At 68.3% G+C, this 12,228-nt stretch carries 14 protein-coding genes; 2 read left to right on the top strand and 12 right to left on the bottom strand.

Features of this window, described 5'->3' with window-relative positions; translation table 11 throughout:
- Positions 1 to 83: 83 nt before the first annotated feature.
- Genes FHP25_RS25945 through FHP25_RS25935 form a run of 3 tightly spaced genes read right to left on the bottom strand, consistent with a single transcriptional unit; the run spans position 84 to position 1,903 of the window.
- Positions 84 to 590, bottom strand: coding sequence for a 2'-5' RNA ligase family protein (locus tag FHP25_RS25945; protein WP_269434409.1), 507 nt, complete (start codon positions 588 to 590; stop codon positions 84 to 86).
- Positions 591 to 630: 40 nt separating this feature from the next.
- On the bottom strand, positions 631 to 1,263 hold the full coding sequence (locus FHP25_RS25940) for a glutathione S-transferase family protein (RefSeq protein ID WP_147849878.1): 633 nt from the start codon (positions 1,261 to 1,263) through the stop codon (positions 631 to 633).
- Positions 1,264 to 1,288: 25 nt separating this feature from the next.
- Positions 1,289 to 1,903 carry a TetR/AcrR family transcriptional regulator gene (locus FHP25_RS25935; protein WP_231712473.1) on the bottom strand — a complete coding sequence of 205 codons (615 nt, stop codon included), beginning with the start codon at positions 1,901 to 1,903 and terminating at the stop codon, positions 1,289 to 1,291.
- A 112-nt stretch (positions 1,904 to 2,015) separates the two neighbouring features.
- Between FHP25_RS25935 and FHP25_RS42290 the strand changes: the two genes are divergently transcribed.
- Both FHP25_RS42290 and FHP25_RS25930 read left to right on the top strand, forming a co-directional pair.
- Entirely contained in the window at positions 2,016 to 2,138 is a 123-nt protein-coding gene (locus tag FHP25_RS42290; RefSeq protein WP_269434407.1) for a hypothetical protein, read from the top strand.
- A 16-nt stretch (positions 2,139 to 2,154) separates the two neighbouring features.
- The gene (locus tag FHP25_RS25930; RefSeq protein WP_147849876.1) at positions 2,155 to 2,751 is read left to right on the top strand and encodes a YdeI/OmpD-associated family protein; all 597 of its coding nucleotides are present in this window, start codon (positions 2,155 to 2,157) and stop codon (positions 2,749 to 2,751) included.
- Here FHP25_RS25930 and FHP25_RS25925 read toward each other — a convergent pair.
- The 9 genes from FHP25_RS25925 to purT form a co-directional block, all read right to left on the bottom strand.
- Entirely contained in the window at positions 2,739 to 3,713 is a 975-nt protein-coding gene (locus FHP25_RS25925; protein WP_147849875.1) for an ABC transporter ATP-binding protein, read from the bottom strand. The genes FHP25_RS25930 and FHP25_RS25925 overlap by 13 nt on opposite strands.
- Positions 3,710 to 4,693 (bottom strand): ABC transporter ATP-binding protein, encoded by a 984-nt coding sequence (locus FHP25_RS25920; RefSeq protein ID WP_147849887.1) that lies wholly within the window; start codon positions 4,691 to 4,693, stop codon positions 3,710 to 3,712. The genes FHP25_RS25925 and FHP25_RS25920 overlap by 4 nt, the downstream gene beginning before the upstream one ends.
- Before the next feature lie 2 nt (positions 4,694 to 4,695).
- Complete coding sequence (locus FHP25_RS25915; protein ID WP_147849874.1) at positions 4,696 to 5,517, bottom strand: polysaccharide deacetylase family protein; 822 nt, start codon at positions 5,515 to 5,517, stop codon at positions 4,696 to 4,698.
- Between the two features lie 129 nt (positions 5,518 to 5,646).
- Positions 5,647 to 6,477, bottom strand: a complete 831-nt coding sequence (locus tag FHP25_RS25910) for a carbon-nitrogen hydrolase family protein (RefSeq protein WP_147849873.1) — start codon at positions 6,475 to 6,477, stop codon at positions 5,647 to 5,649.
- Between the two features lie 161 nt (positions 6,478 to 6,638).
- Positions 6,639 to 7,532 (bottom strand): ABC transporter permease, encoded by an 894-nt coding sequence (locus FHP25_RS25905; protein ID WP_147849872.1) that lies wholly within the window; start codon positions 7,530 to 7,532, stop codon positions 6,639 to 6,641.
- Entirely contained in the window at positions 7,529 to 8,479 is a 951-nt protein-coding gene (locus FHP25_RS25900) for an ABC transporter permease (RefSeq protein WP_147849871.1), read from the bottom strand. Before FHP25_RS25900 ends, FHP25_RS25905 begins: the two co-directional genes overlap by 4 nt.
- Before the next feature lie 18 nt (positions 8,480 to 8,497).
- The gene (locus FHP25_RS25895) at positions 8,498 to 10,033 is read right to left on the bottom strand and encodes an ABC transporter substrate-binding protein (RefSeq protein ID WP_147849870.1); all 1,536 of its coding nucleotides are present in this window, start codon (positions 10,031 to 10,033) and stop codon (positions 8,498 to 8,500) included.
- 147 nt (positions 10,034 to 10,180) lie between these two features.
- Positions 10,181 to 10,693, bottom strand: a complete 513-nt coding sequence (locus FHP25_RS25890) for a MarR family winged helix-turn-helix transcriptional regulator (protein WP_147849869.1) — start codon at positions 10,691 to 10,693, stop codon at positions 10,181 to 10,183.
- 76 nt (positions 10,694 to 10,769) lie between these two features.
- Positions 10,770 to 11,951 carry a formate-dependent phosphoribosylglycinamide formyltransferase gene (purT, locus tag FHP25_RS25885; RefSeq protein ID WP_147849868.1) on the bottom strand — a complete coding sequence of 394 codons (1,182 nt, stop codon included), beginning with the start codon at positions 11,949 to 11,951 and terminating at the stop codon, positions 10,770 to 10,772.
- Positions 11,952 to 12,228: the final 277 nt, after the last annotated feature.

Raw genomic sequence — 12,228 nt, 5'->3', positions numbered from 1 at the left:
CGCGGCGCTCCAGCGCCGCATCATGATCATGAGCCATGAGCGGCGCTGGAGCGCCGCGGCCCGACCAAGCACACCCGACGACCTTACGCCGGCAGCGGCCACTGCCCCAGCTGCACATATCTGCCATGGCCCGTCAGGCTGTTCACGAGCGCGAAGTCCTGCACGGTCCAGCTGAAGGTCTCCACCGTCTGCGCCTCGGCCAGGGCCAGGCCGCGCATCAGGCTGACGTGCGGATTGAAGAGCGCGTTTGCATACGGCACGCCGGCGCGTTGCAGCGCCGCCGCCAGGGCATGGCGCAGCACCGCCACCTGAGCCGCGGTGTCGTCGCCCAGCAGCGCGAGCGCCTGCGATCCCGACCACGCCTCGATGCGGTTGAACGTCACCTCGAACGCGGGCATCGCCACCGTCGCCGCCGCAAGCCGGGCCCTCTCGACCAACGCCGGCGGCACGTCGACGTGATGGCCGAGGCTGAGCAAGGTGACATGCAGGCGCTGCGCCGGGATCGGCGTGCCCGCAAGGGCATAGCCGCGCGTGAGCAGGCCCGTGAGCGCGCTCATCCGCCGCGCCGTCGGCGGCGGAACCCTGAGCATGAACAGCAGCAGGCTCATCGGCCGGCGGGGCCCCGCGCGCTCAGGCTGCTGCGCGGGCGTTGCCGGGCCAAGGGTCGGCCCAGGCGGGGATGCGCATCAGCCCGTCCAGCCAGCGCACGATGTTGGGGAACGCCGCCAGCGGCATCTGCGCCTCGCGCCAATGGGCCGCCATCGAAGCGAGCTGGAAATCAGCGATGGTGAGACGGCCGCACGCCGCCCAGGAGCGGTCCTGCAGGTGACCGTCCAGCACGGCGGCGAAGCGCTGCAGGTTGGCGGCCTTCGGCGCAAGCCCGGCCGTATCCGGCGGGCCCATGCCGAAGGTCGCCTTGACCACGTGCTCGAAGTAGAACGGCGCCACGGCCGGCCCCCAGTGCTGATCGTTCCACGACAGCCAGCGCAGCATCTCGACCTGCTCGGCCGGATTGGCGGCGGGCCACATGTCCGAGCCGGCCTTGATGCACAGATACGCCATGATCGCCGACGACTCCCACAGCACGACGTCACCGTCGACCAGGGTCGGCGCCTTCATGTTGGGGTTGAGCGCGGCATAGTCGGGCGTCTTCAGGCCGCCGCCCATCAGGTCGACCTCGATGTATTGCGCCTGCAGGCCCAGGTGCTTGACCAGGGCCAGCGCACGGCGTGGCGCCTGCGCCTTGATCCAGTAGAGTCGCATGGGTCTCCTCCTCCAGCGCTTCGGGTCAGCTTGCGCCGGCACGGCCGCCAAACAGCAGCTCCAGATAGCGGCGCAGATGGTCCAGGCTCTGGGCAGCAGCAGCGGCGCTGCCCCTGGCCTTGGCCAGGATGAAAGCACCCTGAATCACACCCTGCATGTGCAGCGCCAGGCTCTCGGCGGTCCACCCACCGGCGATGCCGTGGCGGCGCATGGCGACGGCGATGTCGGCCTGCAGCGTGCGGGCGTGGTCGCTGACAGCGGCGGCGCAGGCATCGCGCAGCGCCGGCTGGGTACGCCATGCTTCCTGGATCACCGTGCCGGAGAAGCAGGTGTAGTCCGCCATGTCGCCGCTCAGCAGCGCCTTGCGGAAATCGACATAGGCCAGCAGCCGGTCCAGTGGCGTGGCGGCGTCATGATACGGCGCCGCGGCAAAGAAGCTGCGGACATGCGCATCCCAATACGCCGCCGCCGACAGCGCCAGATCATCCTTGCTTTTGAAATGGTGGAAGAAGCTGCCCTTGGTCACGCCCGCCTCGGCGCAGACATCCTCGATCCGCGTCGCGGCGTAGCCCTTGCTGCGGACCACCTTCAGCGTGGCATCCAGCAGCCGGATCCGAGACGGGTGCGCAGCATCGGTCACAGTCACATACCTACTAGTTGGTATGTAGCATACCGATAAGTCGGTTTTTCGTCAAGGTCATCCGCGTGCCACGGTTTGCGCCAGGCTGCGCGCCATGCCAGGAGAGACACCCATGAGTGTCGTTGACATCGAGGGCGGGCACATCGCGGGCGACTACGCTGGCGATCCACAGCGCGTCGCCGCGATTGCCGCCCGGCTCAACCCCGGGATCGACTATTGGGCCGCGCGCCTCTGAGCCCGGCGGGAAAGGGATGGCGCCGGTCACCGTCGATCCACGCAAGGTGCGCACGTTCAAGGACGCCGCCGCCTTCCATGCCTGGCTGGGCAGGAACCACGACTCGGCCGACGAGGTGTGGATCAAGATCCACAAAGTCGGCTCCGGCCTGAAGTCGATCACGCCGGCGCAGGCCATCGACGTGGCGCTGTGCTGGGGCTGGATCGATGCCATCCGCAAGAGCCACGACGAGAGCAGCTACCTGCAGCGCTACACGCCGCGCGGCAGGAAGAGCATCTGGAGCCAGGCCAACGTCGACAACGTTGCCCGCCTGGTCGCGGAAGGCCGCATGACGGCGCACGGCCTGCAGCAGGTCGAGGCGGCCAAGGCGGACGGGCGCTGGCAACGCGCCTACGCGCGCGGCCGCGACATGCGGATTCCCGACGACCTGCAGGCGGCCATCGACGCCGAGCCCGGGGCCAAGGCAATGCTGGCGACGCTCAGCGCCCAGAACCGCTTCGCGCTGGCGTTCCGCGTGCACAACATGAAGACCGCGGCCGGCCGGCAGAGGAAGATCGCGGCGTTCGTGGCCATGCTCAAGCGCGGCGAGACGATCTACCCTCAGGCGAAATGACAGGCCGCGAAATGGCCGGGACTGACCTCGCGCCAGTCCGGCACCTCGGCCGAGCACCGCGGCTGCGCGAAGCGGCAGCGGGTGCTGAAGACGCAGCCCGGTGGCGGCGATGCCGGGCTGGGCATGTCGCCCTCCAGCACGATGTGCTCGCGCGCCGCCTCGAGATCGGGATCGGGGACCGGGATGGCCGAGATCAGGGCCTGGGTGTAGGGATGCAGCGGCCGCTCGTGGATCGCGTCGCGGTCGGCAAGCTCCATGATCTTGCCCAGGTACATCACGGCGATGCGGTCGCTGATGTGGCGCACCATGCTGAGGTCGTGCGCAATGAAGAGATAGGTGAGCCCGAGCTGCTGCTGCAGGTCCTCCAGCAGGTTGACGATCTGGGCCTGGATCGAGACGTCGAGCGAGGCGATCGCCTCGTCGCAGACGATCAGGTCGGGGTTCAGGGCCAGCGCCCGGGCGATGCCGATGCGCTGGCGCTGGCCGCCGGAGAACTCGTGCGCGTAGCGGCCCCTGGCCTGCGCCGGCAGGCCGACCAGGTCCATCAGCTCGGCGACACGGGCGCGGATCGCGGCCCGCCGCAGCACGCCCTGGATCTGCAGCGGCTCGGCGATCAGGTCCTCAACCTTCATGCGCGGGTTGAGCGAGGCGTAAGGGTCCTGGAATACCATCTGCAGGCGCCGGCGCGTCTGGCGCAGCTTCGCGCCCGACAGCGCCAGGAAGTCGACGCCGTCGACGAAAATGGCGCCGGCGGTCGGCTCCTGCAGCCGCAGCAGGCTGCGGCCGACCGTGGTCTTGCCGCTGCCGCTCTCGCCCACCAGCCCCAGCGTCTCGCCGCGGCGGATATGGAAGCTGACGCCGTCGACCGCCTTGACGTCGCCGACCTTGGTGCGCAGCAGGCCACGGCGGATCGGGAAGTAGGTCCGCAGCCCCCGCACCTCGATCAGCACGTCGCCGCTCATGCCGCCCTCGCCGCCACGACGTCGCGCCAGTGCCAGCAACGCACGCTGTGGCCGTCGCCGACATCCTCGACCGGCGGCATGCCGGCGCCGCAGCGCTCGCTCGCCTGCGGGCAGCGGGCGGCGAACGGGCAGCCCGGCGGCAGCTGGGTCATGTCAGGCGGCCGGCCCGGGATCGATCGCAGCCGGCCGCCCACCGTCTCGTCGAGCCGCGGCAGCGAGCCCAGCAGGCCGACCGTGTAGGGGTGGCGCGGATCCTTGTAGATCGACCGCACCGGGCCGCGCTCGACGATATGGCCGGCGTACATCACGTTCACCGTCTGCGCCAATCCGGCGATCACGCCGAGATCATGCGAGATCCATATCACCGTGAGGTTCATGTCGCGCTGCAGCCGCTTGATCAGCGCCACGATCTGCGCCTGGATGGTGACGTCGAGCGCCGTGGTGGGCTCGTCGGCGATGACCAGCGAGGGATTGCAGGCGATCGCCAGCGCGATCATCACGCGCTGGCGCATGCCGCCCGACAGCTCGTGCGGATAGCTGGCCAGCCGCTGGCGCGCGTCGGGGATGCCGACCAGGCTCAGCAGCTCGGCGGCGCACGTGGTGGCATTGCGGCGCGACAGGCCCAGGTGCAGGCGCAGCACCTCGCACAGCTGGAAGCCCACCGTGTAGACGGGATTGAGCGAGGAGATCGGGTCCTGGAAGATCATGCCGATCTGCCGGCCGCGCACCGCACGCATGGCCCGATCGTCCAGCCGCAGCAGGTCGGTGCCGCGGAAGCGGATCTCGCCCGTCTCGACCCGCGCCGCCGGCGGTGACAGCAGCTGCATGACGGCCAGCGCATGCACGCTCTTGCCCGAGCCGCTCTCGCCGACCACGCCCAGCACCTCGCCTTCCTTCAGGGCGTAGGAAATGCCGTTGACCGCGCGCACCGTGCCGCCTTCGGTGGCGAACGAGACGGCAAGGTCGCGGATCTCCAGCATGGTCACGGTCGGGCGGCCTCCAGCCGTGGCCGCATGTCGTCGGTGACCTCATCGCAGCGGCCGATCCAGACATCCGGATGCTTCAGCGCATGCTCGAGCAGCCCTTCGAGCACCTTGATGCGCGACGGCTGACCGATCAGCTCGGGATGCATGCCCAGCATCATCATGCGCTTCTCGGCATAGAGCACGTCGAACTCCAGCTTCCAGGCCTCGAGCACCGCCGACGGCGCCTGCATGGTGCGCCCCGGCAGCACGATGGAATACTGGAAGAAGGGTGCATCATCGAGCACCCAGCGGAACGGCAGCTCGACGATGCGCGTGGGCTTGCCCTCGACCGTCAGCAGGTAGGGGGAATCGTCGTCGAAGAAGTTCGAGGAATAGTCGAAGCCGTACTCGACCAGCATGGGCAGGGTGACGGCGCTGATCTCGGCGGCGGGCGACCGCCAGCCGCGCGGCTTGCGGCCGCTGACACGCTGGATCGCCGCGATGCCCTTCTCCATCTCCTCGCGCTCCTCCTGTGGGCTGAGCCCCAGGATCCAGCGATGGGTGTAGCTGTGGTGGGCGATCTCGTGGCCCTCCTCCAGGATCCGCTCCATCAGCTGCGGCCGCTGGTCGACGATGATGCCGGGCACGAAGAACGTGGCCTTGACGCCGTAGCGCTTGAGCAGGTCGAGCACCCGTCCGGTGCCGACCTTCCAGCCGTAGGCGCCCTGCGACATCAGGATCGGGCGCGATGCATAAGCCGGGTCGCGGCCGGTCCACATCGTCTCGGCGTCGAGATCGAAGGTCAGGAAAAGGGGAAAGCCCCGGCTGGTGACGTGCATGCTGGCTGTCGCTCGCGTGTTGGTATCAAGGTAGAGGTGTCATCCCGAGCGCAGCGAGGGATCTCCCGCGGGTGACGCAGGGTGCGCCATTCGCAGGAGATCCCTCGCTGCGCTCGGGATGACAGTCATTCAGGCAGCCTGCGAGCGTTCGGTCACGCGGCTGGAGAAGTAGCCTGGGAAGCGCCGCACAGCGTCGATGTCGACGTCGACCACGATCATGTCCTCGCCGGCGCCCAGCGTGTGGACGAAGCCGCGCGTGGAGTCGATGCCTTCCGGCCGGGTGCGGAACCAGGTCCACAGCTCGTCCATGTCGGCGACCGGCGGCGGCACGCAGACCGTGCTGAAGCCGCCGGCGGGCGGGAATGTCGAGTCGTTGCGGCCCTTCTCCGGCCGCGCCACGTTCACGCCGATCACCGGCACCGAGTATTCCAGGTGGCGGCCCGCGACCGTGTGCGGGTAGGCCTCGGCCAGCGCGAACCAGACGGCCGGATTGAAGATGATGTCGGCGTTGCCCTTGCGGCACGCCTCGACGCCGTCGGTGAAGAAGGCGAAGTCGGCGCAGATCACGATCCCGAAGCGGCCGAGCTCGGTCTCGAACACCTGGAACGTGTCGCCGGCCACGACGCCGTTGTCGACCTCGCCGGCGGTGGGATGGTTCTTGGTCTGGCGGCCCACGATCCTGCCCTGGGGCGAGATGATGACGCTGGTGTTGTGCCAGCGGCCGGGCTGCCCGTCAGCCAGGCCGGCGATGACGTGGATGCCAAGCGCGCGCGCCTTGGCGCAGAGCTCGGCCCCGCCGACCAGCGGGTAGAGCTCCGGGAAGCAGGCGAGCGTGGCGCCCTGCGCCGCCGCCCGGTCGAGCAGCTCCAGCGCGTGCGCGACGTCGGCACCCTGCCATTTGTCGGCAAAGCTGGCGGCCCTCGATGCCGCCTGGATCGCGGCGATCCTGATCATTGTCATCGCGTTCTTCCTTTCGGCCGATTTGTCATCCCGAGCGCAGCGAGGGATCTCCTGCGGCAAGGCGCACGGTGCGTTATTCGCGGGAGATCCCTCGCTGCGCTCGGGATGACGGCTGGTGTGGCAGCCCGCTCGTGTGCCATGTGCGATAGCCCTTCCGGCGGTCAGGCCGACTTGCGGATGCGCGGGTCGAAGAAGTCGCGCAGCCCGTCGCCCAGCAGATTGAAGCCCAGCACCGCGAGCATGATCATCAGCCCGGGGAACAGCGCCTGGTAGACGCCCAGCTCCATGAACTCGCGGCCCTTGCCCAGATCGGCGCCCCAGCTCGGCTCCGGCGGCTGGATGCCCAGCCCCAGGAAGCTCAGCGCGGCCTCGGTCAGCAGGGCCGTCGACAGCAGCAGCGAGGCCTCGACCAGCATCGGGCCGGCGATGTTGGGCAGGATGTGCTTGCGCAGGACCCAGGGCAAGCCCGAGCCGAACATGCGGGCCGCCAGTACGTATTCGCGGGTCTTGATCGACAGCGTCGGCGCCCGCGCCACCATCGCCACGCGCGGGATGTAGAGGACCGCGATGGTGAGGATGAGGTTGCGGGTGCTGGGCCCGAGATAGGCCACCAGCGCGATCGCGAACAGGATGGTCGGCAGCGCGAAGACGATGTCGAACAGGCGGATGAACACGCTGTCGAAGCGGCCGCCGATATAGCCCGTCAGCATGCCGACCGGCAGGCCGATGGCGATGGCCAGCGCCACCGACGGGAAGGCCACGCCCAGGCTGTTGCGGCTGCCCAGGATCACGCGGCTGAAGAGGTCGCGGCCCTGCACGTTGGTGCCGAAGGGATGCTGCCAGCTCGGCGCCCCTAGCATGACACGGACGTTCTCGTTGGCCCCGTAGGGCGCCAGCAGCGGCGCGAAGAGCGCCATCAGGACCAGCGCCAGCACGATCACGCTGCCCACCAGCAGCGCCGGGTCGCGGCGCATGCAGCGCAAGAACCGGCGCAGCTCCGACGGCGCTGCCGGCGGCTGGGCGGCCGGCGCCAGGGGCTCGGTCGCGACGCTCATGCGAACTTCACCCGCGGATCGGCCACGGCGACCAGCAGGTCGGCCACCAGCATCGTGATGGCGACCCCGAACGACAGGAACAGCACGGTGGCCTGGATGATGGGATAGTCCCGGTTCTGGATGGCGCCCAGCACCAGCCGGCCGACGCCCGGGATGGCGAAGATGTTCTCGATCAGCACCGTGCCGCCGATCATGAAGGCGGTCCACACGCCGACCGCGGTGATGACCGGGATCAGGGCGTTGCGCAGCGCATGCACGAAGATCACCTTGAAGCGCGACAGGCCCTTGGCGCGGGCGGTGCGGATATAGTCCTCGCCCAGCACCTCCAGCACGCTGGAGCGCGTGTAGCGCAGGATGATCGCGCCGATGCCGATGCCGAAGGTCAGCGACGGCCAGAACATGCGCGCCAGGTTGCCCAGCGGGTCCTGGAAGAAGGGCACGTAGCCCAGGGTCGGCATGTTGGGGAAATGGATCGCGCCGAAGATCACGATCAGCGTGCCGATGAAGAAGCTGGGCGCCGCCACCCCCAGCAGCGAGAAGACACGGGCGATGTAGTCGATCGGCCGGCCGCGCCGCACCGCGCTCAGCACGCCCAGCGGCACGCCGATCAGCAGCGCCATCACCATGGACAGCAGGCACATCTCAAGCGTGATCGGCAGCGCGCGCATGATGCGGTCGATCACCGGCCCGCCATGGATGAAGGAATAGCCGAAATCGCCCTGTACGATGCGTCCCAGCCACCAGACATATTGCTCCAGCATCGGGCGGTCGAGGCCCAGCTCGCGCAGAACCTTGGCCCGGGTCTCCGCGTTGTTGGCGGCCGTCACCCCCATCATGTTGGTGACGATGTCGCCGGGAATGACGCGGATCAGCGCGAAGGTCAGGAAGGTCACGCCCAGCAGGACGGGGACCAGCAGCAACAGCCGACGGATGATGTAGCGGCTCATCGTGCTGGCGGCGCCGCCCTACTTCTGGATGTAGACGTAGCGGATGGGCGAGAACGAGCCCGTCGCCGTCGTCTTGTAGTTCTTCACGTAATCCTTCACGTACTGCCAGCTCACCGGCTTGGTGTAGGGATAGAGCATGTAGGCCTGGTCCGCGACCAGCCTCTGGATGTCCTTGTAGATCTTGATCCGCTTGGTGACGTCGAGCTCGGTCTTGCCGGCGTCGAGCAGGGCATCGAGCTTGGGGTCGGCGAACTTGCCCAGGTTGATCTTCGACGTCGAGTAATAGATCGGGTAGACGTCGACATGCGGGTCCGGCTGCCAGACCAGCGACACGATCGACAGCTGGTGGCGCACGTTGATGAAGTTGTCGAGGTGCTTGTTGAAGTCGGCGTTCTGCTCGATCTTCAGGTTGATGCCGGCCGCCTTCCACTGCTCGGCCAGGATCTCGGCCGTCTGCACGTCCAGCGGCAGGCTGACCTGCATGGTGAGGTCAAGGCCCTTGGGGTAGCCGGCCTCGGCCAGCAGCTTCTTAGCCTCCTGCGGGTTGTGCTCGTAGTACGGCAGTGGCGGGTCCTTGCCCTCGCACCAGCCGTAGGGCGCCTTGCCGCACGATATCTTGGTGCCCACCTCGCCGTAGCCGAACAGCACGGTGTCGATCACGGCCTTGCGGTTGGTCGCCAGGCTCAGCGCGCGGCGCACGCGCACATCCTTCGTCGGCCCTTCGGCGGTGTTGATCCCCAGGCCGGATTCGTTGACCGCCCCTGCCGGCTCGATCAGCCGGCTGCCCGGCGCGTTCTTGAGGATCGGGATGAACTTCGGGTCGGTGAGCGCGACCAGGTCCGCCGTGCCCTGGCGGAAGGCCGAGATCTGCGCCTGCTGCTCCGGCATGATGATGTAGCGCACCGTGTCGAGGCACGGGAAGCCCTTCTCCCAGTAATTCGGGTTCGCCTTCAGGGTGACGTGGTCGTTGGGCACATACTCGACCAGCATGAACGGGCCGGTGCCCGATGCCTTCTCGTTGGCATTGTTGGCCGGCGCGAAATCGTAGGGCACGATGGCCGTGTACCAGGCCGTGGCCAGGATGCTCAGGATCGGCGCGAACGGCTCCTTGAGCGCGATCCGCACCGTGTGCTTGTCGACCGCCTCGACCTTGTCGACCGACTTCAGCTGGGCCGCCCACGGCGAGTTGAACGCCGGATCGAGCAGCCGCTCCAGCGTGTAGACGACGTCCTTGGCCTCGAACTCACGGCCATGATGGAACATCACGCCCTGGCGCAGCGCGAAGGTGATCGACAGGTTGTCGGGCGCCACGGTGTAGCTGCTCGCCAGGCCGGGCTTGAGGCCGGTGCTGTCGCGCGTCAGCAGCGTGTCGTAGATCTGGTCGAAGATCTGGCTGGGCGGGAACTGCGCCTTCTTCCCCGGCGTGAGGTCGCCGGGGTCGATCGCGAAGGGGATCTTGAGCTCGCCGCCGCGCACCGGGCACTGCTCGTTGGCGTGGGCGGCCGCAGCCGACAGCAAGACCGACGCGATGACGCCGATGCCGATGCGCAACATTGAGCCTGCTCCCCCATATGCCCGGGCCGTCCGGCGGCCGCGGCGCGATGACGCTATCACCCCCCGGGGTGCAGCGGAAGATATCTTTTCCGAAAGATATATCGCTGCGATCCTGTCGCGATGACAGGCGTGTCGGCGACGTGGCCGCTAGCCGTTGGCCAGCACGAGGCGCCTGAGGAGACCGGCCAGCACCACCTGCTCCGATGGCGACAGGGCGGCCACGAGGCCGCGCTCGGTCTCGGCCTGGGCCCGCATCGTCTCCTCGCTGAGCGCGAAGCCGGCGCGCGTCAGCTCCACGATCACGCCCCTTCCGTCACCGGGATCGCTGCGCCGGCGGATATAGCCCATCTGCTCGACCTTCTTGAGAAGGTTGGAGACGCCGCCCGAGGTGATCATCAGCGTGTTCTGCAGCTCCGTCGGCGACATGCAGTAGGGCTTGCCGGCGGCGCGCAGCGTGCCGACGATCGCGTAGTGGGCGTAGCGCACGTCGAAGCGGGACATGTTCGTGTTCATCGCCGCCATGAACACCTCGGCCAGCCGCAGGATCCTGCCGGTGACGGCCTTGCCGCTGCAATCGATGTCCGGACGCTCCTTCTTCCACATCGCCATGCCGATATCGGCGACATCCTGTGCCGGTACGGCATCTGCCCTGCGCGCCATCGATCTGTCGTCCCGCATGAACCGAGCCTGATGCATACGCCAGGAGCGCCCGCACGCCCAAGCACAACTTTGACGGTCAGCCGCGATACGCGATCGTCACCCTGGCCGCGGCCGCGCGCGCCGCGGCGCGGGCAGCATCGGTGTCGCCGTTGCGCGCCAGCGCCAGCGCCACTCCCATGCGGCGATAGGGCCGCGTCGTGGGCTTGTTGAAGATGCGGACATCGACGTCGACGTCCGGGGACGCCGGCTGCAGCGCCGCGCCGAGACCCTGGACCGTGAAATCCTGCGCATCGCGGTCGGCCAGGATGACGGCGGACGCGCTCGGCCCATACTGGGTGATGGCCGGGATCGGCAGGCCCAGCACGGCGCGGGCATGCAGGTCGAACTCGGTCAGGTTCTGCGAGATCATCGTCACCATGCCCGTGTCGTGCGGTCGCGGCGACAGCTCGGAGAAGATGACCGCCTCGCCCTTCACAAAGAACTCGACGCCGAACAGGCCGTAGCCGCCCAGATTGTCGACCACCACCCGCGCCTGGCGCTGCGCTTCGGCGATGGCCCTGGCCGACATGGCGGCCGGCTGCCAGCTTTCCTGGTAGTCGCCACGCTCCTGGCGGTGCCCGATGGGATCGCAGAAAAGGACTCCCTGGCGCGTGCGGATCGTGAGCAGAGTGATCTCGTAGTCGAAATCGATGAAGGCCTCGACGATCACCCGCTTGCGGTCGCCGCGCATGCCCGCCACCGCGTAGTCCCAGGCGGCCTCGACAGCGTCGGCGGCCCGCACCGTGCTCTGGCCCTTGCCGGACGAGGACATCACGGGCTTCACGACACAGGGCAGGCCGACCTCGTCGACGGCCGCGCGCATCTGCTGCAGCGTCTCGGCGTAGAGGTAGCGCGAGGTCGGCAGGCCCAGCTCGGCCGCCGCGACATCGCGGATGGCGTCGCGGTTCATGGTCATCAGGGTGGCGCGCGCCGACGGCACGACGTTCTGGCCGCGATCCTCGTAGTCCTTCAGCACCTCGGTGCGGATCGCCTCGACCTCGGGCACGATGAAATCCGGCTTGTGCCTGTCGATGGCGGCGCCCAGCGCCGCCCCGTCGAGCATCGAGAAGACCTCGCATTCGTCGGCGACCTGCATGGCCGGCGCGCCGGCATAGCTGTCGCAGGCCACGACATGCGCGCCCAGCCGCTTGGCGGAGATCACGAACTCGCGGCCCAGCTCCCCCGAGCCCAGCAGCAGGATTTTGGCGATGGCGGTCATCTTGTCCCAGGTCCCTGTGTCTTCGCGTTCACGGCCAGCGCCGAGTCACCGGCCGCCCGAACGGCCAGGCAATAGCATGACCTGCGGGGCGCCTGCGCTTGCGATGACGTCACGGCCCGCAGGGTAATTTCTGCATCCGATCCGCAGAAATTTGCGGCGGAACGCCGTTCACGAGACCGTCGGCATGTATGATCGTATATATCGACCCGCCTCCCGTGATGCTCGCCTCGACATCGCCGGGTCGTGTCGGCGCCGGCCTTGCGCCGCTGCCGGGCAC

This window comes from Vineibacter terrae (assembly GCF_008039615.1).
In the GTDB taxonomy this organism is placed as follows: Bacteria; Pseudomonadota; Alphaproteobacteria; order Reyranellales; family Reyranellaceae; genus Vineibacter; species Vineibacter terrae.
This window is presented reverse-complemented; position numbering and strand designations above follow the sequence as displayed.

Excerpts from the sequence above, each read along its gene's own strand:
- FHP25_RS25895 (WP_147849870.1), bottom strand. The coding sequence starts at position 10,033 with ATGTTGCGCATCGGCATCGGCGTCATCGCGTCGGTCTTGCTGTCGGCT.
- FHP25_RS25930 (WP_147849876.1), top strand. The coding sequence starts at position 2,155 with ATGGCGCCGGTCACCGTCGATCCACGCAAGGTGCGCACGTTCAAGGAC.
- FHP25_RS25890 (WP_147849869.1), bottom strand. The coding sequence starts at position 10,693 with ATGGCGCGCAGGGCAGATGCCGTACCGGCACAGGATGTCGCCGATATC.
- FHP25_RS25915 (WP_147849874.1), bottom strand. The coding sequence starts at position 5,517 with ATGCACGTCACCAGCCGGGGCTTTCCCCTTTTCCTGACCTTCGATCTC.
- FHP25_RS25905 (WP_147849872.1), bottom strand. The coding sequence starts at position 7,532 with ATGAGCGTCGCGACCGAGCCCCTGGCGCCGGCCGCCCAGCCGCCGGCA.
- FHP25_RS25910 (WP_147849873.1), bottom strand. The coding sequence starts at position 6,477 with ATGACAATGATCAGGATCGCCGCGATCCAGGCGGCATCGAGGGCCGCC.
- FHP25_RS25945 (WP_269434409.1), bottom strand. The coding sequence starts at position 590 with ATGCTCAGGGTTCCGCCGCCGACGGCGCGGCGGATGAGCGCGCTCACG.
- FHP25_RS25920 (WP_147849887.1), bottom strand. The coding sequence starts at position 4,693 with ATGCTGGAGATCCGCGACCTTGCCGTCTCGTTCGCCACCGAAGGCGGC.
- FHP25_RS25940 (WP_147849878.1), bottom strand. The coding sequence starts at position 1,263 with ATGCGACTCTACTGGATCAAGGCGCAGGCGCCACGCCGTGCGCTGGCC.
- FHP25_RS25900 (WP_147849871.1), bottom strand. The coding sequence starts at position 8,479 with ATGAGCCGCTACATCATCCGTCGGCTGTTGCTGCTGGTCCCCGTCCTG.
- FHP25_RS42290 (WP_269434407.1), top strand. The coding sequence starts at position 2,016 with ATGAGTGTCGTTGACATCGAGGGCGGGCACATCGCGGGCGACTACGCT.
- FHP25_RS25925 (WP_147849875.1), bottom strand. The coding sequence starts at position 3,713 with ATGAGCGGCGACGTGCTGATCGAGGTGCGGGGGCTGCGGACCTACTTC.
- purT (WP_147849868.1), bottom strand. The coding sequence starts at position 11,951 with ATGACCGCCATCGCCAAAATCCTGCTGCTGGGCTCGGGGGAGCTGGGC.